At 54.6% G+C, this 25,793-nt stretch carries 26 protein-coding genes; 10 read left to right on the top strand and 16 right to left on the bottom strand.

Annotated elements, in window-relative coordinates; all coding sequences use genetic code 11:
* The first annotated feature begins 277 nt into the window (after positions 1-277).
* From pfkB to HV340_RS09110, 3 genes are all read left to right on the top strand, one after another.
* Complete coding sequence (pfkB, locus tag HV340_RS09120) at positions 278-1,210, top strand: 6-phosphofructokinase II (RefSeq protein ID WP_032681207.1); 933 nt, start codon at positions 278-280, stop codon at positions 1,208-1,210.
* Between the two features lie 105 nt (positions 1,211-1,315).
* Positions 1,316-1,606, top strand: coding sequence for a type V toxin-antitoxin system endoribonuclease antitoxin GhoS (ghoS, locus tag HV340_RS09115; RefSeq protein WP_014169688.1), 291 nt, complete (start codon positions 1,316-1,318; stop codon positions 1,604-1,606).
* Positions 1,607-1,711: 105 nt separating this feature from the next.
* Positions 1,712-2,572: a fructosamine kinase family protein gene (locus tag HV340_RS09110; RefSeq protein ID WP_059305546.1), complete on the top strand. Its 861-nt coding sequence runs from the start codon at positions 1,712-1,714 to the stop codon at positions 2,570-2,572.
* A 36-nt stretch (positions 2,573-2,608) separates the two neighbouring features.
* Here HV340_RS09110 and HV340_RS09105 read toward each other — a convergent pair whose 3' ends face one another.
* Entirely contained in the window at positions 2,609-3,145 is a 537-nt protein-coding gene (locus HV340_RS09105; protein WP_181216478.1) for a YniB family protein, read from the bottom strand.
* 148 nt (positions 3,146-3,293) lie between these two features.
* Here HV340_RS09105 and hxpB point away from each other — a divergent pair, with 148 nt between their 5' ends.
* From hxpB to HV340_RS09085, 4 genes are all read left to right on the top strand, one after another.
* A complete protein-coding gene (gene hxpB / locus HV340_RS09100; RefSeq protein WP_025204401.1) occupies positions 3,294-3,965 on the top strand; it encodes a hexitol phosphatase HxpB in 672 nt (223 codons plus the stop codon).
* 130 nt (positions 3,966-4,095) lie between these two features.
* On the top strand, positions 4,096-4,857 hold the full coding sequence (kduD, locus tag HV340_RS09095) for a 2-dehydro-3-deoxy-D-gluconate 5-dehydrogenase KduD (RefSeq protein WP_181216477.1): 762 nt from the start codon (positions 4,096-4,098) through the stop codon (positions 4,855-4,857).
* Between the two features lie 93 nt (positions 4,858-4,950).
* Positions 4,951-5,541: a metal-dependent hydrolase gene (locus HV340_RS09090; protein WP_181216476.1), complete on the top strand. Its 591-nt coding sequence runs from the start codon at positions 4,951-4,953 to the stop codon at positions 5,539-5,541.
* A 127-nt stretch (positions 5,542-5,668) separates the two neighbouring features.
* Positions 5,669-7,060 carry an L-cystine transporter gene (locus HV340_RS09085; RefSeq protein WP_014169681.1) on the top strand — a complete coding sequence of 464 codons (1,392 nt, stop codon included), beginning with the start codon at positions 5,669-5,671 and terminating at the stop codon, positions 7,058-7,060.
* A 47-nt stretch (positions 7,061-7,107) separates the two neighbouring features.
* On the opposite strand, the gene cedA is transcribed toward HV340_RS09085, so the two are convergent.
* Positions 7,108-7,347, bottom strand: coding sequence for a cell division activator CedA (cedA, locus tag HV340_RS09080; protein WP_025204404.1), 240 nt, complete (start codon positions 7,345-7,347; stop codon positions 7,108-7,110).
* Between the two features lie 202 nt (positions 7,348-7,549).
* Between cedA and katE the strand changes: the two genes are divergently transcribed.
* The gene (katE, locus tag HV340_RS09075) at positions 7,550-9,799 is read left to right on the top strand and encodes a catalase HPII (protein ID WP_059305969.1); all 2,250 of its coding nucleotides are present in this window, start codon (positions 7,550-7,552) and stop codon (positions 9,797-9,799) included.
* A gap of 85 nt (positions 9,800-9,884) precedes the next feature.
* Here the strand turns inward: katE and chbG are convergent, their stop codons facing one another.
* From chbG to osmE, 7 genes are all read right to left on the bottom strand, one after another.
* Positions 9,885-10,643 (bottom strand): chitin disaccharide deacetylase, encoded by a 759-nt coding sequence (gene chbG / locus HV340_RS09070; protein WP_059305970.1) that lies wholly within the window; start codon positions 10,641-10,643, stop codon positions 9,885-9,887.
* 11 nt (positions 10,644-10,654) lie between these two features.
* A complete protein-coding gene (locus HV340_RS09065; protein WP_025204406.1) occupies positions 10,655-12,010 on the bottom strand; it encodes a 6-phospho-beta-glucosidase in 1,356 nt (451 codons plus the stop codon).
* A gap of 110 nt (positions 12,011-12,120) precedes the next feature.
* Positions 12,121-12,963, bottom strand: a complete 843-nt coding sequence (gene chbR, locus HV340_RS09060) for a transcriptional regulator ChbR (protein ID WP_154820320.1) — start codon at positions 12,961-12,963, stop codon at positions 12,121-12,123.
* 5 nt (positions 12,964-12,968) lie between these two features.
* Positions 12,969-13,316 (bottom strand): PTS N,N'-diacetylchitobiose transporter subunit IIA, encoded by a 348-nt coding sequence (gene chbA, locus HV340_RS09055; protein ID WP_032681213.1) that lies wholly within the window; start codon positions 13,314-13,316, stop codon positions 12,969-12,971.
* A gap of 47 nt (positions 13,317-13,363) precedes the next feature.
* The gene (gene chbC / locus HV340_RS09050) at positions 13,364-14,722 is read right to left on the bottom strand and encodes a PTS N,N'-diacetylchitobiose transporter subunit IIC (protein WP_014169674.1); all 1,359 of its coding nucleotides are present in this window, start codon (positions 14,720-14,722) and stop codon (positions 13,364-13,366) included.
* A 79-nt stretch (positions 14,723-14,801) separates the two neighbouring features.
* Positions 14,802-15,119: a PTS N,N'-diacetylchitobiose transporter subunit IIB gene (chbB, locus tag HV340_RS09045; protein ID WP_008500676.1), complete on the bottom strand. Its 318-nt coding sequence runs from the start codon at positions 15,117-15,119 to the stop codon at positions 14,802-14,804.
* Positions 15,120-15,400: 281 nt separating this feature from the next.
* Positions 15,401-15,745, bottom strand: coding sequence for an osmotically-inducible lipoprotein OsmE (osmE, locus tag HV340_RS09040; protein WP_014169673.1), 345 nt, complete (start codon positions 15,743-15,745; stop codon positions 15,401-15,403).
* A gap of 232 nt (positions 15,746-15,977) precedes the next feature.
* On the opposite strand from osmE, the gene nadE reads away from it, so the two are divergent.
* Both nadE and cho read left to right on the top strand, forming a co-directional pair.
* Positions 15,978-16,805 carry an ammonia-dependent NAD(+) synthetase gene (nadE, locus tag HV340_RS09035; RefSeq protein WP_020884418.1) on the top strand — a complete coding sequence of 276 codons (828 nt, stop codon included), beginning with the start codon at positions 15,978-15,980 and terminating at the stop codon, positions 16,803-16,805.
* Positions 16,806-16,928: 123 nt separating this feature from the next.
* Positions 16,929-17,807 (top strand): excinuclease Cho, encoded by an 879-nt coding sequence (cho, locus tag HV340_RS09030; RefSeq protein WP_014169671.1) that lies wholly within the window; start codon positions 16,929-16,931, stop codon positions 17,805-17,807.
* On the opposite strand, the gene ves is transcribed toward cho, so the two are convergent.
* From ves to HV340_RS08995, 7 genes are all read right to left on the bottom strand, one after another.
* Positions 17,785-18,342, bottom strand: a complete 558-nt coding sequence (gene ves / locus HV340_RS09025; protein WP_020884419.1) for an environmental stress-induced protein Ves — start codon at positions 18,340-18,342, stop codon at positions 17,785-17,787. The two genes, cho and ves, sit on opposite strands and share 23 nt — an antisense overlap.
* 281 nt (positions 18,343-18,623) lie before the next feature.
* Entirely contained in the window at positions 18,624-19,121 is a 498-nt protein-coding gene (gene spy / locus HV340_RS09020) for an ATP-independent periplasmic protein-refolding chaperone Spy (protein ID WP_020884420.1), read from the bottom strand.
* Between the two features lie 338 nt (positions 19,122-19,459).
* Positions 19,460-20,425, bottom strand: coding sequence for a succinylglutamate desuccinylase (astE, locus tag HV340_RS09015; RefSeq protein ID WP_181216475.1), 966 nt, complete (start codon positions 20,423-20,425; stop codon positions 19,460-19,462).
* A 10-nt stretch (positions 20,426-20,435) separates the two neighbouring features.
* Positions 20,436-21,761, bottom strand: a complete 1,326-nt coding sequence (astB, locus tag HV340_RS09010; RefSeq protein ID WP_050736656.1) for an N-succinylarginine dihydrolase — start codon at positions 21,759-21,761, stop codon at positions 20,436-20,438.
* Positions 21,748-23,235: a succinylglutamate-semialdehyde dehydrogenase gene (astD, locus tag HV340_RS09005; RefSeq protein ID WP_181216474.1), complete on the bottom strand. Its 1,488-nt coding sequence runs from the start codon at positions 23,233-23,235 to the stop codon at positions 21,748-21,750. The genes astB and astD overlap by 14 nt, the downstream gene beginning before the upstream one ends.
* Complete coding sequence (gene astA / locus HV340_RS09000) at positions 23,232-24,266, bottom strand: arginine N-succinyltransferase (RefSeq protein ID WP_014169664.1); 1,035 nt, start codon at positions 24,264-24,266, stop codon at positions 23,232-23,234. Before astA ends, astD begins: the two co-directional genes overlap by 4 nt.
* Positions 24,263-25,483: an aspartate aminotransferase family protein gene (locus HV340_RS08995; RefSeq protein WP_181216473.1), complete on the bottom strand. Its 1,221-nt coding sequence runs from the start codon at positions 25,481-25,483 to the stop codon at positions 24,263-24,265. Before HV340_RS08995 ends, astA begins: the two co-directional genes overlap by 4 nt.
* Between the last annotated feature and the right edge of the window lie 310 nt (positions 25,484-25,793).

Raw genomic sequence — 25,793 nt, 5'->3', positions numbered from 1 at the left:
CAACAAAAAAAGAGACCACACGGTCCCGGAAACTTTCTTGAGGATCAATGACAAGGCGTCCAGAGAAAGGTAACAAATTATAAAAAGCCGCAAATAACATAGCAATGATTTCTTATTTCATTTTTTGAATAAGAACGATCTCAAAAAGCGTTTTATTTTATATAAGCCGCAGCAGACTTTATGTCAGTATTCATATTTAAAATCATACTGTTATTTACATTGCCTTCCTGACAAATGGTGCCAGACTAAAAGGAACCCACGCTAAAAGGAGGTAATGATGGTTTCTATCTACACCCTGACGCTCTCCCCTTCCCTCGACTCCGCCACCCTGACGCCCCAGATTTACCCGGAAGGTAAATTGCGCTGCAGCGCCCCGGTGTTTGAGCCCGGCGGCGGCGGTATCAATGTGGCGCGAGCCATAACGCACCTCGGTGGAAAGGCGACAGCAATTTTCCCCGCAGGCGGCGCGACCGGTGAGCACCTGGTCTCTCTGCTGGCCGATGAACAGGTGGCCTCGCAGACCGTCGAGGCCAAAGACTGGACGCGGCAAAACCTGCATGTGCACGTGGAGTCCAGCGGCGAGCAATACCGTTTCGTCATGCCGGGTGCAAAACTCAGTGAAGATGAGTTTCGTCAGCTTGAAGAGAAGGTGCTGGCCATTGAGAGCGGTGCTCTGCTGGTGATAAGCGGCAGCCTGCCGCCCGGTGTCAGCACGGAAAAACTGACGGCGCTGATTCGGGCCGCGCAGCAACGCGGTATCCGCTGCATTGTCGACAGTAGCGGCGAGGCGCTGCAGGCAGCCCTGACGCCGGGCAATCTTGAACTGGTTAAACCCAACCAGAAAGAGTTAAGCGCGCTGGTGAACCGCGAACTGAACCAGCCGGACGATGTTCTCACCGCCGCGCAGGAATTGGTTCACAGCGGCAAAGCGCGACGGGTCGTGGTCTCCCTTGGCCCGCAGGGTGCCCTGGCCGTGGACGAAACGGGGTCCGTTCAGGTTGTCCCGCCGCCGATGAAAAGCCAGAGTACCGTGGGCGCAGGTGATAGCATGGTTGGAGCGATGACCCTGAAACTGGCCCAGGGTGCTTCATTACTGGAGATGACACGCTACGGCGTCGCAGCGGGTAGCGCTGCCACCATCAACCAGGGCACACGTCTCTGCTCGCTTAGCGACACGCAAAAAATCGTCGATTACCTGTCCCGAAATTAATCCCCCTTTTCCCCTTCTCTGTGAAGGGGAAATACGCGCCATAGTCGCCAAACGCAGCCTATCGACTATGCTAAGAAAACTTCCAAGATAACAATGAGGTGAATTATGAGCAGTGGTGACATCACCCGCTACGTCGTTACCATCAACATTCATCAAGCGTCGCTGACCGAGCTTAATGAGCTCAACAACGCCTTTACCCGGGCCAATTTCCTGCTCACACTCACGGATGACGAGGGCAATATCCATGATTTAGGCACCCTGACGTTTGGCCTGATCAGCGCCCTGAGTAAAGAAGAGGTTCACGCTCTGGCGGCCAGTCTGGTCGAAAGCGTGACCGACAAAGCGGCAGAAATTGATCTTGATACCTGGGAAAGCTGGCAGAAAAAAGAACAATAAGTGCCCTGCATGAATTTAAACCGCTCAGGTGTGCGTTAGTTCGTATTTTTTTACCGCAATTATGCGCTAACTTTATGATCTGGCAGACAACATGGGAGAGACAACATGTGGCAGGCTATCAGTCATCTTTTAAGTGAGCAACTGGATGAAGGTGAAATTGAACTGCGGAACGAACTGCCAGGCGGAGAAATCCACGCCGCATGGCACTTACGCTACGCCGGGCGCGATCTTTTTGTTAAATGCGATGAGCGAGAGCTGCTTCCGATTTTCACCGCCGAAGCCGACCAGCTGGAACTGTTGTCGCGCAGTAAAACGGTGACGGTCCCGCAGGTCTGGGCCGTGGGCAGCGACCGCGACTACAGTTTTCTGGTCATGGAATTTCTTCCTGCCCGCCCGTTAGACGCCCATAACGCCTTCATTCTCGGCCAACAGTTAGCGCGACTGCATCAATGGAGCGACCAGCCGCAGTTTGGTCTCGATTTTGACAACGACCTCTCCACCACCCCACAACCCAATGCCTGGCAACGACGCTGGTCGACATTCTTTGCTGAGCAACGCATTGGCTGGCAGCTGGAACTGGCTGCGGAGAAAGGTCTGGAGTTTGGCAATATCGATGCCATCGTCGAACACATTCAGCAGCGTCTGGCATCCCACCAGCCTCAGCCGTCTCTGCTGCATGGCGATTTGTGGTCAGATAACTGCGCGCTGGGTCCTGACGGCCCCTATATCTTCGACCCGGCCTGTTACTGGGGCGACAGGGAGTGTGACCTGGCGATGCTGCCACTGCACCCTGAGCAACCGCCGCAAATATACGACGGTTATCAGTCCGTGCTGCCTCTGCCGCAGGGTTTTCTTGAGCGCCAGCCGGTGTATCAGCTCTACACACTGATGAACCGCGCTATTCTGTTTGGCGGAGAGCATCTGGTCAATGCCCAGAGGGCACTTGAACGTGTGCTTGCCGCGTAATGGCGGGACGGGTGGCTATGTCGCCACCCTTATCGATTACAGGAATCCCAACAGCGAAAAGAAGAAGTACCCCACCACGATGATAATGACTGGCAGGATATACAGCGGGAAAATTTGCAGGAAAATGGTGTGACGCGGCACAACAATGCGGGACTCAATCTGCTCGCGGCTCATCCCTTCCGGGCCTTTCGCCTGTTCGAGAATCATCTGGTCTTCCACACCTTCGCGTAAAAAGCGCGTCTGACGGCTCATGCGTGCGCCAGAGGCCTGCAACGCCATACCAATAAAGATCAGCGCGTAGATCACCCAAAACCCGAGATTCAACTGCTGATGAAAATTCGGCGTCGGCGAATTGAACCAAAAGACATTCAGAAACGGCGTGTTAAAACGCATCATCTCAATCATGACATGAGCAAAATCAAGCATTACCGCATTAATACCTGGCTGTTTTTCACTGTGATCGTACATAAATTTGAGCACAGAGATCAGCGTCGAAATGGCGGCTGGAATAAAAATTAGCCAGCCAGCAATACGTTTTAAGACAGCAATGCGTCCAGCTTGTTGATACGTCATCAGTTCCCCTTCATAAAGACGCGTTATTTCTGCCTAAGTCTACCTGCTGACCATCATTTTCGCCCGCTCTTTAAAGGCAATATGCTAAATTGCAGAGTGCACTTAGCATTTATCGTCTGTCGTACACCCTGGATAAGGAGACGTTGTGATGTCGACACCGCGCCAGATTCTTGCCGCAATTTTTGACATGGATGGATTACTGATCGATTCCGAACCGTTGTGGGATCGCGCCGAACTGGACGTTATCGCCAGCCTAGGCGTTGATATCAGCCGCCGTAATGAACTTCCGGATACGCTTGGTCTGCGCATCGATATGGTGGTGGACCTGTGGTATGCCCAGCAGCCGTGGGTGGGACCCGATCGCGACGAAGTGACCGCGCGCATTATCAGCCGCGCCATCTCACTGGTGGAAGAGAGCAAGCCCCTGCTGCCCGGGGTGCGTGAAGCCGTCGCGCTGTGTAAAGCACAGGGGTTGAAAGTCGGCCTGGCGTCAGCTTCACCGCTGCATATGCTGGAAAAAGTGCTGACCATGTTTGAGCTGCGCGACAGCTTCGACGCGCTGGCCTCAGCGGAAACGTTGCCATACAGCAAGCCGCACCCGCAGGTCTATCTCGACTGTGCCGCTAAGCTCGGTCTTGATCCCCTCTGCTGTGTCGCGCTGGAAGATTCCGTTAACGGAATGGTGGCCTCGAAGGCCGCGCGCATGCGCTCGATTGTTGTTCCCGCGGAGGAAGGCCGACACGATCCCCGTTTTGCCCTTGCCGACGTGAAGCTGAACTCACTGGTTGAGCTGACGGCGCAGCACCTGCGCGGCGAGTAACCCGCCCCTTTCAGGCAGCGTCAGGCTGCCTGCTTTAAAAACAAAACATCGTTTCATTTTGTTTGCTTTTCTTATCCCCCGCTTCTATCCTTAGCGTCAGAATGACAATAACCTTACTTCTGAGGCGCGTATGATACTGGATAACTTCACTCTGTCTGGAAAAGTGGCCATCGTCACCGGATGTGATACCGGTCTGGGACAAGCCATGGCCATTGCGCTGGCGCAGGCGGGATGCGACATCGTGGGTGTTAACCGCAAAGCGCCGGAGGAAACGGCTGCCTGCATTAGCGCACTCGGAAGGCGGTTCAGGGCGATTCGGGCCGACCTCAGTCAGCAGGAGAGTCTTCAGAACGTTGTTGACAGCGCGGTTGCTGAGATGGGGCGAGTCGATATTCTGGTGAATAATGCCGGGACCATACGCCGTGAAGATGCTCTCGCGTTCAGCGAAAAGGACTGGGACGACGTCATCAACCTGAATCTGAAATCGCTTTTTTTCCTCTCCCAGGCCGTGGCTAAACAGTTTATTGCGCAGGGCCAGGGCGGGAAAATCATTAATATCGCCTCGATGCTCTCATTCCAGGGTGGCATCCGCGTGCCCTCTTACACCGCGTCCAAAAGCGGCGTGTTGGGGATCACGCGTCTGCTGGCGAATGAATGGGCGACACACGGCATCAATGTTAACGCCATCGCGCCGGGCTATATGGCGACCAACAACACTCAGCAACTGCGAGATGACCAGCAACGCAGCCAGGAGATCCTCGACCGGATACCTGCCGGGCGCTGGGGAGTACCGGAAGACCTGCAGGGAGCGGTGGTCTTTTTAGCCTCCGCCGCCTCGGATTACGTGAACGGTCATACGTTAGCCGTCGACGGGGGCTGGCTGGCGCGCTAGGCGCGTTTGTGACATACAGTTACACCGTCACCTCTTTCGTCTACTGTATAAAAACCCTATACTGTATGAATTGACAGTTTCGTGGGTTTTATCATGACGGCGGAAGGCCATCTGCTTTTTTCCATTGCGTGCGCAGTTTTTGCCAAAAACGCTGAACTTACCCCTGTGCTCGCACAGGGGGACTGGTGGCATATTGTTCCGTCCGCCGTGTTGACCTGTCTGCTGCCCGATATCGACCATCCAAAATCGTTCCTGGGACAGCGGCTAAAGTGGATATCAAAACCCATCGCCCGCGCGTTTGGTCACCGTGGGTTTACCCACAGCCTGCTGGCCGTATTCGGCCTGCTCACCCTTTTCTATTTAAAAGTCCCTGAGAGCTGGGTAGTGCCCGGCGATGCTATCCAGGGAATGGTGCTGGGTTATTTAAGCCATATCCTTGCCGATATGCTGACGCCTGCGGGCGTGCCGCTGCTCTGGCCATGCCGCTGGCGTTTCCGTTTGCCCATTCTTGCGCCGCAGAAAGGTAATCAGCTTGAGCGTGTGTTGTGTATGGCGCTCTTTGCCTACGCCGTCTGGATGCCGCAAACCTTGCCCGAAAACAGTGCAGTGCGCTGGTCATCCCAGATGATCAATTCGCTGCAATTTCAGTTTAATCGGTTCATTAATCACCAGATTGAACACTAAGCACACAAATTATTTCCATTTGTCATAACCCATTCCATTTGGATATAAGCGCCACATCACACTTCTGATAACCTTGCGCCAACAGGATCGGTAAAAACCGACCGTATAATAAATCAGGAGAACGGGGATGAATTTTCCACTCATCGCGAACATTGTGGTGTTCGTTGTATTGCTATTGCTTCTCGCGCAGGCGCGCCACAAACAGTGGAGCCTCGCGAAGAAAGTGCTGGTTGGTCTGGCCATGGGTGTCGTGTTTGGTCTGGCGTTGCAGGCTATTTATGGCTCCGATAATCCAGTTCTGAAAGATTCTATTCAGTGGTTCAACATCGTCGGTAACGGCTATGTCCAGCTGCTGCAGATGATCGTTATGCCGCTGGTGTTTGCCTCTATTCTGAGCGCCGTTGCCCGTCTGCATAACGCCACCCAGTTGGGTAAAATCAGCTTCCTGACCATCGGTACGCTGCTGTTTACCACGCTGATTGCAGCTCTGGTCGGTGTGCTGGTCACCAACCTGTTCGGGCTGACCGCTGAAGGTCTGGTCCAGGGTACGGCTGAAACGGCGCGTCTTACGGCGATTCAGACCAACTACGTGGGTAAAGTCGCTGACCTGACGGTGCCACAGATGGTGCTCTCTTTCGTGCCGAAGAACCCGTTTGCTGACCTGACCGGTGCCAGCCCAACCTCCATTATCAGCGTGGTGATCTTTGCGGCCTTCCTCGGTGTGGCGGCGCTGAAGCTGCTGAAAGACGACGCGCCGAAAGGCGAGCGCGTGCTGGTGGCTATCGATACCTTGCAAAGCTGGGTAATGAAGCTGGTCCGTCTGGTGATGCAGTTGACCCCTTACGGTGTTCTGGCGCTGATGACCAAAGTGGTTGCCGGCTCTAACCTGCAGGACATCATTAAGCTGGGTAGCTTCGTCGTCGCCTCTTATCTGGGTCTGGGCATTATGTTCGTGGTGCACGGTATCCTGCTGGGCGTCAATGGCGTTAGCCCGCTGAAATACTTCCGTAAAGTGTGGCCGGTACTGACCTTTGCGTTTACCAGCCGTTCCAGCGCCGCGTCTATTCCGCTGAACGTTGAAGCGCAGACCCGTCGTCTGGGCGTACCGGAATCTATTGCCAGCTTCTCTGCCTCCTTTGGTGCCACCATTGGTCAGAACGGTTGCGCAGGTCTCTACCCTGCAATGCTGGCGGTAATGGTTGCTCCGACCGTGGGTATTAACCCACTGGATCCCGTCTGGATTGCCACGCTGGTCGGGATTGTTACCATCAGCTCCGCAGGCGTTGCGGGTGTTGGCGGTGGCGCAACCTTCGCCGCGCTGATTGTCCTGCCGGCCCTGGGTCTGCCGGTGACGCTGGTTGCCCTGCTGATCTCCGTTGAGCCGCTGATCGACATGGGTCGTACTGCGCTGAACGTGAGCGGTTCCATGACCGCCGGTACGTTGACCAGCCAGTGGCTGAAGCAGACCGATAAAACCATTCTGGAAAGTGAAGACGACGCTGAACTGGCGCACCGTTAATCACGGATGAATAAAAAAAACCGCCTGATGGCGGTTTTTTTTGGCTGTTATTCTTCAATCTCTTCATCCTGGCGGACCTGGTTCGCCCATCGCTGGGCCGACTCCGGCCCCGAAAACGCGGGCGAACGGCGGAAGTGTTCTCCCATCAGAACAAACGCTACGTATTTACCGCGCAGTTGCCAGACATCACGAAAACCATCCACCTTCAGGGCATGTTCGGGCGGCGCGGGTTCGACGCGGGGCACGTAGCTAATGACAGGGCGGTTTTGTTGACGAAAAGGTTTCATAAGCGACGGGTTCACTAAAGCACATTCTGGAAGCAGGAAAATTCTATGATAGCCGATCCTCCCCCCACGCGTCGCGCCCTGCATCGCTCTGATAGCGCATTCCTTAACCAGGTCATCTGAAAACTCTTAGTTCGCCCGCCCTTTCGCCACATTGTTCTATAGTTAACAAGGTTTTTAGCAATGGATAAAGGAGAAGCGTGCAATGTCGAACAAAGATGAAACACATCAATCACCCATTCATGGCACTGAAGAATCTCAACCAGGCATGGACTCTCTGGCCCCAGCGGACGGCTCTCACCGCCCGTCCCCCGGCCCTTCCGCACCTGGCGAACAGCCTACCGCGCCGGGAAGTATGAAATCCCCGGATACCGGAAACGAGAAGCTGAAATCCCTTGAGTCCCACCGTAAAGGCGGCGAAGGTTTTGCACTTACCACCAACCAGGGCGTGCGCATTGCTGACGATCAGAACTCGCTGCGTGCGGGAACGCGCGGACCGACCCTGCTGGAAGACTTTATTCTGCGGGAAAAAATCACCCATTTTGACCATGAACGTATACCTGAGCGCATCGTTCACGCGCGTGGCTCCGCGGCACACGGCTACTTCCAGCCCTACAAAAGCCTCAAAGAGATAACCAAAGCGGATTTCCTTTCCGATCCGGACAAAATCACACCGGTCTTTGTCCGCTTTTCAACCGTGCAGGGCGGCGCGGGTTCGGCAGATACCGTGCGTGATATCCGCGGCTTCGCCACCAAATTTTATACCGAAGAGGGTATTTTCGATCTCGTCGGCAATAACACCCCGGTGTTCTTCATTCAGGATGCGCATAAATTTCCTGACTTTGTCCATGCGGTAAAACCGGAGCCCCACTGGGCCATACCGCAGGGACAAAGTGCGCATGACACCTTCTGGGATTATGTCTCACTGCAGCCAGAAACGTTACACAACGTGATGTGGGCGATGTCAGACCGTGGCATTCCGCGCAGCTACCGCACGATGGAAGGGTTTGGTATTCATACCTTCAGGATGATCAACGCGGACGGGAAAGCCACATTCGTACGCTTCCACTGGAAGCCTGTGGCGGGCAAAGCCTCGCTGGTGTGGGATGAAGCCCAGAAGCTGACCGGGCGCGATCCGGACTTCCACCGTCGTGAGCTGTGGGAGTCGATTGAAGCCGGTGACTTCCCGGAATATGAACTGGGGTTACAGCTGATCCCGGAAGAGGATGAGTTTAACTTCGATTTCGATCTTCTCGACCCGACAAAGCTGATCCCAGAGGAGCTGGTGCCGGTTCAGCTGGTGGGTAAAATGGTGCTCAACCGTAACCCGGACAATTTCTTTGCCGAAAATGAGCAGGTCGCGTTCCACCCGGGGCATATCGTTCCGGGGCTGGATTTCACGAACGATCCCCTCCTGCAGGGGCGGTTGTTCTCCTATACCGATACGCAGATCAGTCGCCTTGGCGGGCCCAACTTCCACGAAATTCCGATTAACCGTCCAACCTGCCCGTACCACAATTTCCAGCGCGACGGGATGCATCGCCAGGATATCGATACCAATCCGGCTAACTATGAGCCGAACTCCATCAACGATAACTGGCCGCGCGAAACGCCGCCTGGACCGAAACGCGGTGGTTTTGAGTCGTACCAGGAGCGCATCGATGGCAATAAAATCCGCGAGCGTAGCCCGTCATTCGGCGAGTATTATGCCCAACCTCGCCTGTTCTGGAACAGCCAGACGCCGATCGAGCAACAGCACATTATCGGTGGCTTTAGCTTTGAACTGAGCAAAGTGGTGCGGACTTACATCCGCGAGCGCGTGGTCGATCAGCTCGCCCATATCGATATTCAGCTTGCCCAGAGCGTGGCGGATAACCTTGGCATTACGCTGACGGATGAGCAACGCAATGCGACCCCACCGAAAGACGTTAACGGACTGAAGAAAGATCCGTCCCTGAGTCTGTATGCGGTGCCGGGTGGCTCGATAAAAGGCCGGGTAGTGGCCATTCTGCTGAATGACAAAACCCGTGCCAGCGACGTGCTGGGGATTATGCAGGCGCTGAAAACCAAAGGCGTTCACGCCAAACTGCTCTATTCCCGCATGGGGGAAGTGACCGCCGACGACGGTTCAGTGCTGCCGGTTGCGGCCACCTTTGCCGGAGCACCATCGCTCACCGTTGATGCGGTGATTGTGCCGTGCGGCGACATCGACAGTCTGCTGAACAATGGCGATGCGATTTATTATCTGCTGGAAGCCTATAAGCACCTGAAGCCGATCGCCCTGTCCGGCGATGCGCGACAGTTTAAAGCGCACCTGAAGGTGGCTGAGCAAGGTGAAGATGGCATTGTCGAAGGCGATAACGTCGATGATGCGTTTATGACGAAGCTGTTCGATCTGCTCGCAGCGCACCGTGTGTGGTCACGCAGCAGTAAGATTGATCGTATACCGGCATAAGAAAAGCCGGGTCTGGCTTTGCCCGACCCGGCGCTGATTGGTATCGTTTACTCAGCCCGGCAGGCACCGCGCCTCCGGGCTATTTTCATACATCCTCAAAGGTGCCCAGACGGTACCCACGCTCGGCAATGGCGTATTTCAGCGATGCCGACGTCAGCACATCCAGTTCCGCCAGTCGCGGCCAGCAGTAGGCACTTTTACGCACAATGTTATCGACAAACGCCGGGTGTGCCATCACTTCCAGCGACCGTTCCCCGCGCGTGGCGGACTCATCCAGCACCTGCAGGAACAGCGCTTCGCTAATCTCGTCGCCGTAGAACGCGCTACTGAACCCGTCCGTTGTGGGCACAGAAGACAATGACAGCCCGTGCAGCGCCTGCACCTCACGATCCACGCGCATTGCCACGCCTTTGCGCTGTGCAAATTCCGCCACTGACGGGAAAAGTGCCGGGATCATATGCACGTGATGATGGCTGTCAATATGCGTGGGTTCACGGCCAAAGAGATCGACGAAACGGTTGAACTGACAGTCCAGCTCGCGGGTAATCTCCTCGAGCGGCAGCGTGCCCTGCTCTGCCTGCTCCCAAATCCATTTGCCCAGCTGTCCGTCCCGCGTCAGTCCCGGCATCGGTGAAAGGGGCATCCCGAGCGTCAATACAAAGTGCATGCCGACGCCCAGCGCTGGCACCTCGCGGCTGAGCTGCGCCGCGTGTTCAACCGCGTCACCATTAACCAGTGCCGTTGTTGAGGTCACCACACCCCGGCGGCAGGCTTCAATAATGCCGTAGTTTTGACCTTTTGAGAGACCAAAATCATCAGCATTGACGATCAGCAGGTTTTCCATCACACATCCTCTCAGTGCTGTTTGAATTTCAGCTTCTCAATCGTGGCGGCAAAATTAGGCAACCATTTTTCATGCGCCAGAATCATTTCGCTGGCCAGTTGCTCGGCATCGCGATCGGAATGGACCAGCGGGCTGAGATTGAGTGCCAGAAGAACGTCATTGAGTTCACCGCTCAGCGCCGCGTTGCTGGCTGCCACTTCAAACCCTTTGATGGTGTGGATCAACCCCATCACTTTGTCGTCAAAGTGGGTAATCCGTGGATGCGGCCTGGCGCCATCACGTCCCAGAATGCAGGTCATCTCAACGGCCCAGTCAGCCGGGATATTGTCGATATGACCGTGATGCGGCACATTGACGTAGTGCTCGGCCTGCTTGTCGTTGTAAATGGCGTTGATCACTTCACACGCCGCATCGGAATAATACGCTCCGCCGCGCAGCTCAAGCTCTTTCGGTTTCACGTTCAGGTTCGGATCTTTATACAAATCAAACAGCTGCTTTTCAACTTTCTGCACCACCTGAGCGCGTGCGCCACCCTTATAGTACTCACCCATCTCGATGGCCAGCATCTCTTTCTGTTTGAAGTAGTAAAGCAGGTATGAGCAAGGCAGCAGATTAAGCGAGCGGATCAGCCCTTCGCTGAACGGCAGGTCAAAGATGTTTTTCACTGACGCAGCGGTCAGACGTCCGGAGGCTACGCCGTCAAGCAGTTCGCTAAAGCGAGACTGACCATTCACGATGACATCTTTGATAAACACCATGTGGTTCAGGCCAAAGAGATCGATAGAAAGATCGTCGGTATCGGTCAACTCCAGCACATCGCTGATGAACATCTTCATGCCAATCGGAATATTACAGACGCCGATAAAGCGTTTGAAACCGGTGTGGCGATAGACCGCCTCGGTCACCATCCCGGCCGGGTTGGTGAAGTTAATCACCCACGCGTTGGGGCAGATCGCTTCCACATCGTTGATGATGTCAAAAATGACCGGAATGGTACGCAGCCCCTTGAACAGGCCACCCGCGCCGTTGGTCTCCTGCCCCAGATAGCCGTGGCTCAGTGGAATACGTTCATCCATTTCACGCGCTTTGAGCTGGCCGACGCGCAGCTGGGTCGTCACGAAGTCGGCATCCTGCAGCGCCAGGCGACGGTCGAGGGTTTTATGCACGGTCAATGGCACACCGGCTTTCGCGACCATCCGCTTGCAGAGCTCAAAAATGATATTCAGTTTCTCCTGACCTTCCTCAACGTCCACCAGCCATAATTCGCTGACCGGTAATTCATGATAACGTTTCAGGAAACCTTCGAGTAATTCCGGGGTATAACTGCTGCCGCCGCCAATGGTTACGACTTTTAATTTCTTCTGCATAATATCTCCCTTAGCATATCAGGTTAATCGCCTGCAAGGTGTAGCGTACTCTTCCCGCTCTGTGGGCAAGCAATCAAGGCAATATTTGTGGCGGGTAAATCCGCCGAAATTTAATTAATTACCGTCAGGTTCTTCCGGTAACTGTTCGGTGTGAACGAAGTCAATTTCTTAAAGGTCTTAATAAACAAGCTGGGGCTACTGTAGCCTGACTCATAAGCAATATCGGTAACCGAGTAGTTGGTTATTTCCAGCTGTTTTTTAGCAAAATTAATGCGGATTTCATTAATAATTTGCACTGGCGTTTTACGATAATAACGCTGAGTTGCTCGGGTCAGATATTCCTGTGATTTACCGGACAAAGCGACCATATTTTCCAGCGCATTTTCGCTGAATTGTCCTTTATCGTGCATCAGTTCAACCGTACTGCGCAGCCACTGCGGAATATCATCGCTTACCTGCTGCTCTTCACGATGATGGCGCAGACGGTTAATCACATAAAACGTCACCGTTTCAATAAACTCATCAAATTCATTCTCGCGAAAGTTAAGCGAGGCGATAACCGTTTCAATCCAGGTCATGAACTCGTTTTTGATGCGATAGACCTGCGAGGCCACAAAGCAGAACGGCACCAGCGGCAGATAGTGTTTCTCAAAGAAGCGTCTGCTGACACCTACGTTAAGAATGCGGGTTGCACCAAATTCATAAAAGCTCTGGTGATGGGACCCCATCGGCAGGAAGACGAAATCTCCCCGCTCAAGCAGGACGCGCTTGCCGTTGATTTCCTGGTAGTAGCGACCGGTCAGAACAATCGTGAACTCATAGTAGTCATGCTGATGCAGACCGCTCGCGCTCTCCGTCTTGTTGTAAATAATCACGTGAAAATTTTTGCCATTAAACAGTTGCTGTTCAAGTGCGGTTTTTATTTCCATCGCGCTGACCTCCTGCTGCAAAATCTGCCTTACTGCATCTTCTCGTGAAGCTCAATTAACTCGGCCACCAGTTCACGTGCCAGCATCGACGTCATCAGATGATCCTGCGCATGCACCAGCACCAGACTGACCTTCATCTTGCCTTCACCCTGGTCACTTTCGATAAGCTTTGTCTGCACCAGGTGCGCTTCGTTCAGCGCCGTACGGGACTGTGCCATCATGGTTTTCGCGGCTGCGAAATCACCCTGCTTGGCCTGCTTGAGCGCGGCATACGCCAGGCTACGCGCCTGCCCGGAATTGATGATAAGCCCCATCACCACCTCTTCCAGATCGTTCTCTGCGGTTTCTTCTGCGACAATACTGTCCAAATCTAACATTTTTAAGCTCCTTTTGGCTGGCGCGGGTTGCCCCGCGCCGTGCAATTTTAGAATTTCAGTGCGAGGGCGATATCCTCTTCGCTCTCTTCTTCATCGATAACGGTTGCAGCTTTGTTTGCTATCGCCACGAATGGCATATAGAGCAGTGTTGCAATCCCGAGGTTGAATATCGCCAGCAGGAAGGCAGCCACGCTACCGTTGGTGTTGAAGAACGCCCCCAGACCCGCCGGCATGGTCCACGGCGCAATGTTGGTGACGGGCGGGATAATGCCCAGGTAATAGGCCGTCAGGGTTATGGCCGCCAGCAGTGGCTGAACCAGAATGAACGGAATGAACATTACCGGGTTCATGATGATTGGCAGACCAAACAGAATCGGCTCGTTAATCTGGAAGATGCCTGACGGCAGCGCCAGCTTCGCAACCTGACGATGGTCAGCGCGACGAGAAACAATAAAGACCGCGATGATCAGACCCAGCGTCGCCCCGGTACCCCCCAGGAAGATATAAGAGTCAAGCATCGGCTTCGCCCACACATGGAAGGTTTTACCGGCTGCCAGCGCCGCGTCAACGGAGCCGTACTGCTGGTAAAGTGCAACGTTTTCCAGTGCCCATGGGGTCATGATACCGCTGTCCAGCGCCGCCAGTGCCAGTGAACCATGCACGCCAAAGAACCACAGCAGGGAGGTGAAAATCACATACGCCCAACCGACCACGCTACCCATTGACGCCAGCGGCGTTGAGATAGAGTCCATAATGATCTGGTGGAAGTTAGTGCCCCAATGAGAGAGCGCCCAGGCGATAATCCCCATGATGGAGAGAATAATGAAGCCTGGAATCAACGCGGAAAATGAACGAGAAACGGACGCCGGCACGCTATCCGGTAAACGGATAACCCAGTTGCGACGAATAATAAAGGTGAACATCTCCGCAACCACCAGACCGATAACGATACCGGAGATGATATTAGCGCCCCCCAGCCAGTTGGCCCCTACGGCATAGGCCTCACCGACGCTGTATGGCGTCACGGTCATAAAGGCGGCAATGGATAATAAACCTGCGGCCAGCGGATCCACTTTCCGCTCTTCCGCCAGTGCCATGCCAATAAAGAAAGGTGCCATCAGCGACATAATACCTAACGTACCGTTATATACGTTGCCGCCGATGGCTTTTAAACCATTAAGGGTTTCAATTGTGGAAGCGTCTAATCGAATTCCTAATGAATAAAAGAAGGAACCTTCACCAAAGCTCAGAAAAACGTTGTTAATTAAAACGAACATTGCCCCAGCCAGCGTCAACGGCATTAATCTAATAAAACCGTTTTTGATGGCATTAACGTGAGGCTGCTTTCCTATTTTAACAGCAAAAGGAAGGAGTACCTTTTCAAGTGAAGCGATGACTTTACTCATAGGAAAATACCCTTAAATGCCGCAACGCAGGTTACGGCGTATTGTGTGTGAAATAACTCTTTGACGGGAAAAATAAAAATTAATTAGCAGCTTTTTTAATGGCTGCAACAGCAGCTTTCAATACACCTAAACCATCAATCTTGCCGTACAATCCCGAATCGATCACTTCGACCGGTTTATTGGGTAACAGACGTTGAATTTCGGGTAACATATAGGCAATTTGCGGCCCCAGTAAAACGACGTCGGCTGTTTGGCCCTTTTCGCCCGCCAGCGTCTCCGGAAACGCTTCGATCACCACCGGGACTTCATACTTCTCAGCCTGAGCACGCATCTTTGACACCAGAAGCGAGGTTGACATGCCTGCTGAGCAGAACAGATAGATATGTTTCTTTTCCATAGTAACTTCTCTCTCGTATGACTACCTGCCATCGCGCTATCACTCGACTCGCTATCCTGGCAGACAGGTAGTTTGCTTACTGTTGTTTGTCGTTGGAGTGAGTATACGCAATGGTACAGACAGGAGATAATTCTGCACAGGGGAAAATTGTCTCTCATTGACCTGCCGTGTTGACTACCTTCACATTTCAGGCAAATAATTCGCGAGAAGAAATAAGATTTACGTATGTATAAAAAAACCGGCCCAACGGCCGGTTTGTTAACATACTCAAGCAAGAAGGGTTACTGCGCCTTAGGTGCCTGCGGATCGGTATCGTATTCAGTACAGGTCTGGTAACCGGAGTTGATCACATGACCAGTCTCATCCAACGCAACGAAGTAGGTCTCTGCCTTACCATCACGCTGACCCAGGATATAGGTCTGGCAGGTACCGCGTGCATGAATCATTGTCACTTCCGAAGAAGGCTTGCCGGCAATCGCAGCCACCTGCGAACGGGTCATGCCTTTTTTGACATCTTTCACTACGGGCTGTGTAAACTGATCTTTGGTGCGGTCGTAGGCCGTACACCCTGCCAGCATAGTCAGTACCGCCGCTGCGCTAAGAATTCCTGCTACGTTCTTGTTCATATTCCGTCCTCTTGTTTATCAGCGTGTTATCTAAGCATGGAATAAAAAGTACTATTGTTCAACTTTGTGAATTCCGCCAGACGAATTTCGGAAAATTCTAATAAAACAACGATAACCTGCTAAATCGCCGCAATTTAGCGCACTCGAAACTGTGATCCTTGTCGTTTCTCGTTCAAAGGGTTAGTTTTAACAGTTAACACAATCTGTTTATGTTCTGCATATGGAGGGCGTGATGGCTCTGCAACAAGAGATTATTCAGGCGCTGGGCGCAAAGCCCGCGGTAGACGCACAAGAAGAGATCCGCCGCAGCGTGGATTTTTTAAAGTCTTATTTAAAAACTCACTCGTTCCTGAAATCCCTGGTGCTGGGCATCAGCGGCGGTCAGGACTCTACCCTGGCCGGTAAACTCTGCCAGATGGCAATTTCAGAGCTCCGCGAAGAGACGGGTGATGACGCGCTGCAGTTTATTGCCGTGCGTCTTCCCTATGGCGTGCAGGCCGATGAACAGGATTGCCAGGATGCCATCGCCTTCATCCAGCCCGATCGCGTACTCACCGTCAATATCAAAGGATCGGTGCTGGCCAGCGAGCAGGCGCTTCGCGAAGCAGGCATTGAGTTGAGCGATTTTGTCCGCGGCAATGAAAAAGCCCGTGAACGTATGAAAGCGCAATACAGCATTGCCGGGATGACCAAAGGCGTTGTGGTCGGTACCGACCATGCGGCAGAAGCCATCACGGGTTTCTTCACCAAGTATGGCGACGGCGGTACCGATATTAACCCGCTCTTCCGTCTCAATAAACGTCAGGGTAAGCAGCTGCTTGCCGCGCTGGGTTGCCCGGAGCACCTTTACAAGAAAGCGCCAACGGCAGATCTGGAAGACGATCGCCCCTCCCTGCCGGATGAAGCGGCCCTGGGTGTCACCTATGACAATATTGATGATTATCTGGAAGGCAAAAAACTGGATGAAGGTACCGCGAAGATCATTGAAAGCTGGTATCTGAAAACCGAGCACAAGCGTCGCCCACCGATCACCGTGTTCGATGATTTCTGGAAAAAGTAACACTCTGGCACCCTCTCTCTGGGGAGAGGGTGTTCGCCCGCACCGTCCGTTGCGCCATCCGGCTCTTTTTTAACCAAACCGGCTCTGATACACTGTATGCCTGAACAGTATATGGAGTAGTATGTGAGCAGGCGTCAATCCGCCCCGCGTCTTGAGTTTGAAGCGGCGGCTATCTACGAATATCCCGAACATCTTCGCCCCTGGCTTGAGGAACTGCCTAAACAGCCGGGCGTGTATATCTTTCACGGTGAGAGTGACACCCTTCCGCTCTACATTGGCAAAAGCGTAAATATTCGCAGCCGGGTCATGTCTCATCTGCGCACGCCAGACGAGGCGGCAATGCTGCGCCAGTCGCGACGCATCACCTGGTTTCGTACCGCCGGAGAGATGGGCGCGCTTTTACTGGAAGCGCGGCTGATCAAAGAGCAACAGCCGCTGTTCAATAAGCGCCTGCGCCGCAACCGGCAGCTCTGCTCCCTGCAGATAAACGCCGGTAAGCCGCAGGTTGTCTACGCCCGCGAAGTCGATTTTTCTCACGCCCCCAATCTCTACGGGCTGTTCGCTAACAAACGGGCGGCTCTGCAAGCTCTGCAAACGCTGGCCGATGAATTACAGCTGTGCTACAGCCTGCTAGGCCTCGAAGCAACCACCCGCGGGCGTGCCTGTTTCCGCTCAGCGTTAAAGCGCTGCGCAGGGGCCTGCTGCGGGAAAGAAAGCATTGAGGAACACCACGCCCGGCTCCTCGCAGGGCTGGCGGCGCTTAGCGTTAACTGCTGGCCGTGGGAGGGTGCCGTTGCGCTAAAAGAAGTCGGTGACGCGATGACCCAGTATCACATCATCAACAACTGGCTCTGGCTGGGTGCTGTTGACGATGTAAACGATGCGGCAACCTTGCTGCGCACACCCGCCGGTTTCGACCACGATGGCTACAAAATTCTCTGCAAGCCCGTGTTAACCGGCAAGTATGAGGTCATTGAGCTTAGTGCCCCGGCAGCCAGTTAATTTCGCTGAATAATAAGGTGCCCTGAGCCTCCAGCAGGCGGAGAGTATGGACGCCCTCCTCCCAGCTGGCGCCCTGATCGGCCGTCAGCAACTTATCGCCAAGCTGCCACGCCCCGCTTAACACGAACGCGACGCCCCCGCGGGAGCCGAACGTGGTAAAGGTGCGGTCAGCGACACGCACTTTCGCCTGACAACGGTCACGCCGGGTCATGATGTTGAAATCCATCGACATCCGTCCTTCGGAAAGCAGTGCTTTCACCGGCTGATCGCCGGAAAAATGGTATGGCTGATGATGTTTCAGGGTATGGCAGAACGCCTGACCGGCATCCAGCGTTACCTCACCCCCTTCAAGCAAGGTAATCACCCGATCGACACCGGGAAAAGAGGAGAATTCGCCATTGCTGGCGATGGTCGCGATACTGGCACGCCAGTAAAAATCGCGCGTTGCGGGCGGAAAACAACAAATTTCCCGCGTCTCGCCTGCGCCATTGCGCCAGAGGCTGACCGGCATCTTACGGATATCAAAGAACTCCATCACCACTCCTGGCCAGGGCAAGGATATCGCTATCGTTGCTGTCTTGTTTGTTATCGTTGGGTTTTCACAGACACAGTATCGGCAGCAGAGGGGCAGGCCTTAGCGGAACGTTAATAAAAATTATAACGCCATGACTCTGCAAACATTCTCTGAAGCGACTACAGGAGAATACCGCTCTGGCGGTGGCAGACAAGAGGGCAGGAAAGAAAAACCGCCGGTCCTGTCCACAGCGTTAGCGCTTTTGTGGACAGGATCCCGGCGGTCTTAAGATGTTGAACCGATTATTCGGTTGGTGCTGGCATTTTACCTTCCATTGCTGGACGTTCTGTCAGACGCTTCTCAAAATTGGCATTAAATTGTTTTTTCTGTTCCGGCGTCAGAATGTTGTAGATCTTGTTCTGGGTTTCCATATGCGCCAGCATGCGGGCTTTATGCTGCTCAGCCATTTTGTCGATCTGCGCTTCGGCTTTTGCTTTATCGAAGCTGTCGCTGGCGATGATGTCATGCATCGCGCGGCGTTCGTCCAGTGACGGACGTTTCATCTGGTCGCGCTGGCTTTTCATGATGTCGCGGACCTGCTGTTTCTGTGCATCCGTCAGGTTCAGATCTTTAAACATCATCATCTCGTGGTGCATACCCGGCTTGCCTTTATGATGCATCATCATTTTGCCTTCGACAGGCGCGGCAGTGGTGGTGGTCGCGGTATCTGCAGCGAACGCCATGCTGGTAGCGCCCAGAGCCAGGGTAGAAGCAACAAACAGTGCAGTAAACTTACGCATAATTTATTTCCTTACTTTCAGTTATTCTTCGGCGCTATGCCGTGTTGACGAGATTAACTTTACGGGCTTTATCGTCAATTAATCAGAGCAACAGTAAAACAATGAAAGTGTAAAAAACAAATTATCGCCAAATGTGGAGGAATTAAGGATAAAGGATGGAGAGTTGCAACGAAAATATTCAAAATGATGATTTTCAAAGCAATTTAAAAAAGTATAGCGAAGTGAAGACCAATAATAAAGCAATTCACCAGGAATATTCTGCAATAGTTGTCATTGCGCTTTAATCGCTAAGAAAAATATTTTGACGTTCCCCTCTCAGGCAATGAGAGGGGAGATGTTCAGGACACTTTTTCCAGCATCAGCCCGGCGCGCAGGCCAAACGCTACCGATGGATTTGGGAACAGAACATATTCAGTGGTTTTCTGCACCTCGTAACGCTCGTCGCCATCTTCCGCCAGCAGAACGCCTTTGCGAAAAGGGGTGAAGTTCAGCGTGTGGGCGGCCATATGCAGCCGGAAGGCCTCGCTGCGACGAGTGATCTGCTGTACGACCCGATAGCGCACGACAGTCTGTTCCGTTGGCTCGGGTGCCAATCCTCCGAGCAGCGCGCGAAGCGCAAGATGCGTTGGCGCGAAGCGCGCGAGATCGTTCTGGCCAAACGGTAGCGCTTTTCCCAGCTCCAGCGTGCAGGCCAGCGCGCCGAAATGCTCACAGGTGAAATGGGTAAATGTGCCCCCCGGCGACTGATGAAACACCAGAGCCTCCAGCCCGGCGTCGCCCAGCCAGCTCAGAAACGCCTCATCCCACGGCTGGTTACGCTGGGGCAGAACACCAAAGCGCACATGATAAGAGGCGCGAATTGCCGTATGCAGGTCGAGATGCCAGCGCACGGGACCGGCCGCGGCGAAAAATGTGGCAACCACGTGCTCAAGCCACTGCGCCCGCGACGTTTCATCGCCCGGCACAAACTGTGACCAGCGGCCGCCAAACATGCGGTTAAGGTCGCTCTCAAGATAACGTTTGTTTTGCGCCAGCGCTGGCGGGTTGCCAAGCACCACCAGCAGACGGCACTGCAGGGTGATATCTCCCCGATACAACGCGCGAAGCAGCAGGTCGACAATTTCAACCGGCGCGGTTTCATTGCCATGGATGCCGGTTGAAAGCAGCAGCGATAACTCACTCTTCGCGGCCGGTGTCAGTTCAAGGACGCCGCGACCCAGCCACCGCCAGTGAAATGAGGGGCCCTCCCCCTCATGCTGTTCGGGGGTTTCATCGGCCAGTGTCAACGCCAGTAAATTTTCCATAGCCACTCCTTTAGCGCTGGAACGGATAAACCGATCCCAACTGCAGGATTGTTGTTAACGCGTCCAGTGCCTCACGCCCTTCACGCAGTAGCTGAGGGTCGACCAGATCGGCCTGCGTTAATCTGTCACGATAGTAACGATCCACCCAGTCATTCAGGGAGTTAAACAGCGTCTCATTCATCATCACGGCCGGATTAACAGCCTGCATTTCGTTCTGCGTCAGCACAACGCGCAGGCGTAAACAGGCCGGACCGCCGCCGTTGGCCATGCTTTCGCGCAGGTCAAAGACGCGCAGTTCATCGATCGGGTTATCGGCCTTCACCAGTTCAGACAGATAACGCCACACCCCTTTATGGTCCTGCGACTCTTGCGGCAGCACCAGCATCATGCTGCCGTCCTCACGGCTCAACAGCTGGCTATTAAAGAGGTAAGTTTCAACCGCGTCCTGTACGCTGACCGCCTGGGTCGGCACCTGAATCGGCATAAATCCCGGCACCCGCTCATGCAGCGTAGCGAGCAGCTTCTCCTGATGGGCAAACGCCTGCTCATGGCAGAACAGCACCTGGCGGTTAGAGACGGCAATGACGTCATTGTGGAAAACCCCCTGGTCAATCACCTGCGGGTTCTGCTGAGCAAAAATCACCTGTGAGGGATTCACCTGATTCAGCCGCGCGACGGCCTGGCTTGCCGCCAGCGTCTGGCGGGCGGGATAACGGACAGGTGCCGAATGGCCGCCCTCTTCTCGCCCGTAAATGAACAGTTGCACGCCGGGATCGCCATAATCCCCCCCAAGACGGTTATGGTTTGCCGCTCCTTCATCCCCGAACATGGCCACCTGTGGCAACGCCTGATGGACCTCAAAGTGAGCCTCATGACGGAAAATCGCACGCAGAACGCGCTCGGTCGTCTCCGCTTCAGTGGCACGGTGGAATTTGTTATTCAGGTTCGCCACCGTTAAATGCACTTTGCCATCCAGCGTATCGGCCGACGGTGCAACGGTAGCAGCGTTTGCCACCCACATCGACGAGGCAGAGCTCGCCGCTGAAAGCAGGTGAGGCGTCTGCGTACCCGCTTTTTCGATAACCTGCTCATCGCTGCCGTTAAAGCCGAGCTGACGTAACACCGCCACGTTCGGGCGCTCCTGCGGCGGGATCACCGCCTGCGGGAAACCGGCATCCGACAGGGCTTTCATTTTCAGCAGCCCCTGCTTCGCCGCCTGTTTCGGGTTAGAGACCTGAAAACGGTGCTTCGTCGAGGCTTCATTACCAAACGAGAGGCCGGCATAGTGGTGCGTCAGCCCCACCAGCCCGTCAAAGTTAACTTCACGCGCTTTCATGACGATCCCCCTGAGTAAAATCCAGCCCCGGACTCAGCGTTTCCGGCAGCGTCAGCGCAGGCGTTTCCAGGCTCGCCATCGGCCACGCGCAGTAATCTGCGGCATACCATGCGCTGGCGCGGTGGTTACCCGAAGCGCCTACCCCGCCAAACGGTGCCGTACTCGCCGCACCGGTAAGCGGTTTATTCCAGTTCACAATCCCGGCGCGTGCTTCGAGCAGCAGCTGATCAAATTTCTCACGATGCGGGGAAATCAGACCGCTCGACAGGCCATAGCGGGTGTGATTGGCCATCTCAATGGCGCTGTCAAAATCGTCATAACGCCAGACGCAGAGCAGCGGGCCAAAGACCTCTTCATCCGGCACGTTGCGTGCGCCACTCATCTCAACAATGCCCGGCGTCAGGAGCGATGTTCCGGGCTTGATTTGCTTTGGCTCAAGCAGGGTTTTCGCCCCGCGCGCCACGTGATCCTGCCAGGCTTTCAGCACGTTCAGCGCGGCCTGCTCGGAAATCAGACCGCCGATAAACGGCTGTGGGTTGGCATCCCACTGCGCAGGCACCAGACGCGCGCTGATTTCCACCAGCCGCGCGAGAAAGGCATCGCCCTGTGCACCCCGTTTCACCAGCAGACGACGCGCGCAGGTGCAGCGCTGTCCGGCGGTAATAAACGCTGACTGGAGGGTCAAATGCACCGCCGCGTCGATATCATCGGGATCTTCAACGATCAGCGGGTTGTTACCGCCCATCTCCAGCGCGAGAATTTTTTCCGGCTGCCCCGCCATCTGGCGATGCAGTTGGTAGCCCGTTCCGGCGCTGCCGGTAAACAGCAGGCCGTCGATATCACTCAACGCACTCAGCGCCTGGCCGGTTTCACGCCCCCCCTGCACCAGGTTGAGCACCCCGTGCGGTAGACCAGCCTGTTCCCAGAGCTTCACCACCACCTCACCGGTCAGTGGCGTTAACTCACTCGGCTTGAAAATCACGCTATTGCCCGCCAGCAGCGCGGGCACGATATGCCCGTTCGGCAGATGCCCCGGGAAGTTATAGGGGCCAAATACCGCCAGCACGCCGTGCGGACGGTGGCGCAGCGTGGCCGCGCCGTCAGGCATATCGGTATGTTGCTCACCGGTACGGGTATGGTACGCCTTCACCGAAATGGCGATTTTATTGATCATCGCCGTCACTTCCGTGGCCGCCTCCCAGCGCGGCTTGCTGGTTTCCTGAGCGATAACGCGCGTCAATTCGGCTTTATTGGCCTCCAGCAGTGATGCAAATTTCTCGACAATTCCCTGACGTACGGAGAACGGTTGTTTCGCCCATCCCGGGAAGGCGCGACGGGCGGCGTGACAGGCCTGTTCGACCTGCCCGGCGCTGGCATCATTTCCCTTCCAGAGCACTTCTTGTCCGACCGGATTGGTCTTTATGCGCGGCTCGCCTTCGCCCGTGACCCAGTCACCGTTGATCCATAAAGTCATGCTGTTTTCTCCTCAGGGCAGAGACGCACCAGGCGAACCGTGTCGCCGGCGTTACATTTCAGGGCATCCAGTTGCGCGGCCGTCAGCACCAGACGTTCACTTTTCGGGTTGGTTCGCACCAGCATGGCGCGGAAATTGTTGTACTGCTCGTTAGCCACCAGACATGCCGGCCACTCACCCGGTGCAGGCTGGCCTTCGGAAACCTCAACCAGCCGGCTTTTACGGATCGCACGCACGCGGTCGATATCGCACTCCAGGGTGGGTCCGCCGTCAAAGATGTCCACATAGTTACGGTAGCGGAAACCCTCTTTTTCCAGCACCGCCCGGGCCGGCGCGGTTTGCGGGTGCACTTCGCCAATCACCGCCTGCGCCTGTGGGCTTAAGAAATGGGTATAGATGGGATGTTTCGGCATCAGTTCGGCGATAAACGCTTTCTGCCCGGTGCCGCACAGATAGTCCGCCCGGCTGAACTCCATCGAGAAGAAGCGCTCGCCGAGGCTCTCCCAGAAAGGTGAATAGCCGGTGTCGTCGATCACGCCGCGCATCTCGGCGACGACCTTTTCGTTAAAACGATCGCGGAACGCGGCCATAAACATGAAGCGCGACTTGGAGAGCAGATAACCGTTGCCCTCTTTGCGCCACGCAGGATCGAGGAACAGCGTGCAAAGCTCGCTGGCTCCCGTGTGGTCATTACAGAGAAAAAGCGTGGGCAGCGCGTTATAGACGTTCAGCTCTTTTGAGGCGTGAACCATCGTACCGACACGGTAGTTGTACCACGGGTCGTTAAGCCCGACGGCCACTTCGATTGCGCAAATGCCGGCCACGGTACCGGTGTCGGTATCTTCCAGAACGAACACATAACCCTGTTCGCTTTTTGGCAACGTCCCCTGCCAGGTTTGCAGGGCGCGCTCAATGCGCGCCGACAGCGTTTTTTCATCGGCAGGAAGCGAGGTCAGCCCGCCTCCCGTCTTACCGGCAAGCTGCATGAGCCCGGCGATATCGCCGCGCTCAACGGGACGGATGACCATCATGATGACACCCCGGACTTAACATGTTCACAGGCCAGTGCAAAACGGTCTAAACCGGTTCTCACCTCTTCTTCGCTGACAATCAGCGCAGGGGCAAAACGCACCACGTTGGCACCGGCAATCAGTACCATCACGCCCATTTTTGCCGCTTCCTGTGAAATAAGTTTAGCTTTTCCGGCAAACTCAGGTGTGAGTTCGCAGCCAATTAACAGACCCAGACCGCGGATCTCTTTAAACAGTCCCGTCTTGCTGTTGATGGCGTTCAGGCGCTCAACAAACCAGTCATGACGTTGTTTAACGCCCTTGAGCACTTCCGGCGTGTTAATGATGTCGAGAACCTGCCCGGCCACGGCGGTAGCCAGCGGGTTACCACCGTACGTTGTACCATGCGTACCCACGGTCATTACGCTGGCGAATTTATCAGTGGTCAGCATGGCGCCAATCGGGAAGCCGCCGCCCAGCGCTTTCGCCGTAGAGAGCACGTCCGGCGTTACGCCGTAGTGCATATAGGCATACAGCTCACCGGTACGCCCCACACCCGTCTGGACTTCATCGAAAATCAGCACCGCGTGATGACGATCGCACATCTCACGCAGCCCCTGCAGGAACGCTTTTTGCGCCGGAAGGACCCCACCCTCACCCTGCATAGGCTCGACGATCACCGCACAGGTGGTGTCGTTGATAAGCTCGCTGGCGGACTGCAGATCGTTATACACGCCGTGACGAATATCCGGCGGCAGTGGCGCAAAATCCTGCGAGTATGACGGCTGACCGCCGGCGCTGACGGTAAAGAGCGTGCGGCCGTGGAACGCGTTTTTAAACGCCACAATGCCGCTCTTATGAACGCCGAATTTATCGTGTGCATATTTGCGTGCCAGCTTCAGGGCAGCTTCGTTTGCTTCCGCACCTGAGTTACAGAAAAAGACTTTTTCGGCAAACGTTGCGTCGATCAGCTTTTTCGCCAGTCGCAGAGCGGGCTCGTTGGTAAAACCGTTACCGGTATGCCAGAACTTCGCCGCCTGGTCGTTTAACGCCTGACGCAGTGCAGGGTGCGCGTGACCCAGCGCGTTTACCGCAATCCCGCCTGCAAAGTCGATATACTCTTTGCCCTGTTGATCCCACAGGCGTGAGCCTTCCCCCCGTACCGGAATAAAAGCCGCCGGAGCGTAAACCGGCATCATCCATTCATCGAAATTTTCACGCGTAATTGACAGAGACATAGCGACCTCATCCGGTAAATAAAAGGTTATTTAGATGTTAAATAATTGAGTGTTTGCACTGTGAATGTAGATTGCAGCCTTCGTGCCAGCCAGCGATAAAAATGCATAAACGGGTTAGGGTTACAGAATATCAATAAGTTACGATATGGAGTTATTCACTGTTATTGCATAAAAAGTGAATATTTTTACGACAAGCGGCGCTTTGCCGCACGAAAATAAGAAAGAGTATGCAGAAGCCAAATATAATTCTGGAATTGTGATCGCTCGCGAAATTTATCGGTTCTTTACGCCCTGTTGGGGGGCAATGCGC

Source organism: Enterobacter sp. RHBSTW-00975 (assembly GCF_013615235.1).
Classification (GTDB): Bacteria; Pseudomonadota; Gammaproteobacteria; order Enterobacterales; family Enterobacteriaceae; genus Enterobacter; species Enterobacter ludwigii.
Note: the sequence above shows the minus strand (reverse complement) of the source record. Positions and strands in the feature narration are given on the sequence as shown.

Bases quoted from the DNA above. Each gene is read 5' to 3' on its own strand.
- chbB (WP_008500676.1), bottom strand. From the start codon at position 15,119: ATGGAAAAGAAACATATCTATCTGTTCTGCTCAGCAGGCATGTCAACC.
- HV340_RS09090 (WP_181216476.1), top strand. From the start codon at position 4,951: ATGACGGCGGAAGGCCATCTGCTTTTTTCCATTGCGTGCGCAGTTTTT.
- chbG (WP_059305970.1), bottom strand. From the start codon at position 10,643: ATGGAAAACCTGCTGATCGTCAATGCTGATGATTTTGGTCTCTCAAAA.
- chbC (WP_014169674.1), bottom strand. From the start codon at position 14,722: ATGAGTAAAGTCATCGCTTCACTTGAAAAGGTACTCCTTCCTTTTGCT.
- astD (WP_181216474.1), bottom strand. From the start codon at position 23,235: ATGACTTTATGGATCAACGGTGACTGGGTCACGGGCGAAGGCGAGCCG.
- chbA (WP_032681213.1), bottom strand. From the start codon at position 13,316: ATGTTAGATTTGGACAGTATTGTCGCAGAAGAAACCGCAGAGAACGAT.
- HV340_RS09110 (WP_059305546.1), top strand. From the start codon at position 1,712: ATGTGGCAGGCTATCAGTCATCTTTTAAGTGAGCAACTGGATGAAGGT.
- katE (WP_059305969.1), top strand. From the start codon at position 7,550: ATGTCGAACAAAGATGAAACACATCAATCACCCATTCATGGCACTGAA.
- nadE (WP_020884418.1), top strand. From the start codon at position 15,978: ATGGCTCTGCAACAAGAGATTATTCAGGCGCTGGGCGCAAAGCCCGCG.
- ghoS (WP_014169688.1), top strand. From the start codon at position 1,316: ATGAGCAGTGGTGACATCACCCGCTACGTCGTTACCATCAACATTCAT.
- HV340_RS08995 (WP_181216473.1), bottom strand. From the start codon at position 25,483: ATGTCTCTGTCAATTACGCGTGAAAATTTCGATGAATGGATGATGCCG.
- kduD (WP_181216477.1), top strand. From the start codon at position 4,096: ATGATACTGGATAACTTCACTCTGTCTGGAAAAGTGGCCATCGTCACC.
- pfkB (WP_032681207.1), top strand. From the start codon at position 278: ATGGTTTCTATCTACACCCTGACGCTCTCCCCTTCCCTCGACTCCGCC.
- cedA (WP_025204404.1), bottom strand. From the start codon at position 7,347: ATGAAACCTTTTCGTCAACAAAACCGCCCTGTCATTAGCTACGTGCCC.
- astA (WP_014169664.1), bottom strand. From the start codon at position 24,266: ATGATGGTCATCCGTCCCGTTGAGCGCGGCGATATCGCCGGGCTCATG.
- HV340_RS09105 (WP_181216478.1), bottom strand. From the start codon at position 3,145: ATGACGTATCAACAAGCTGGACGCATTGCTGTCTTAAAACGTATTGCT.
- osmE (WP_014169673.1), bottom strand. From the start codon at position 15,745: ATGAACAAGAACGTAGCAGGAATTCTTAGCGCAGCGGCGGTACTGACT.
- HV340_RS09085 (WP_014169681.1), top strand. From the start codon at position 5,669: ATGAATTTTCCACTCATCGCGAACATTGTGGTGTTCGTTGTATTGCTA.
- hxpB (WP_025204401.1), top strand. From the start codon at position 3,294: ATGTCGACACCGCGCCAGATTCTTGCCGCAATTTTTGACATGGATGGA.
- astE (WP_181216475.1), bottom strand. From the start codon at position 20,425: ATGGAAAATTTACTGGCGTTGACACTGGCCGATGAAACCCCCGAACAG.
- astB (WP_050736656.1), bottom strand. From the start codon at position 21,761: ATGAAAGCGCGTGAAGTTAACTTTGACGGGCTGGTGGGGCTGACGCAC.
- spy (WP_020884420.1), bottom strand. From the start codon at position 19,121: ATGCGTAAGTTTACTGCACTGTTTGTTGCTTCTACCCTGGCTCTGGGC.
- HV340_RS09065 (WP_025204406.1), bottom strand. From the start codon at position 12,010: ATGCAGAAGAAATTAAAAGTCGTAACCATTGGCGGCGGCAGCAGTTAT.
- ves (WP_020884419.1), bottom strand. From the start codon at position 18,342: ATGGAGTTCTTTGATATCCGTAAGATGCCGGTCAGCCTCTGGCGCAAT.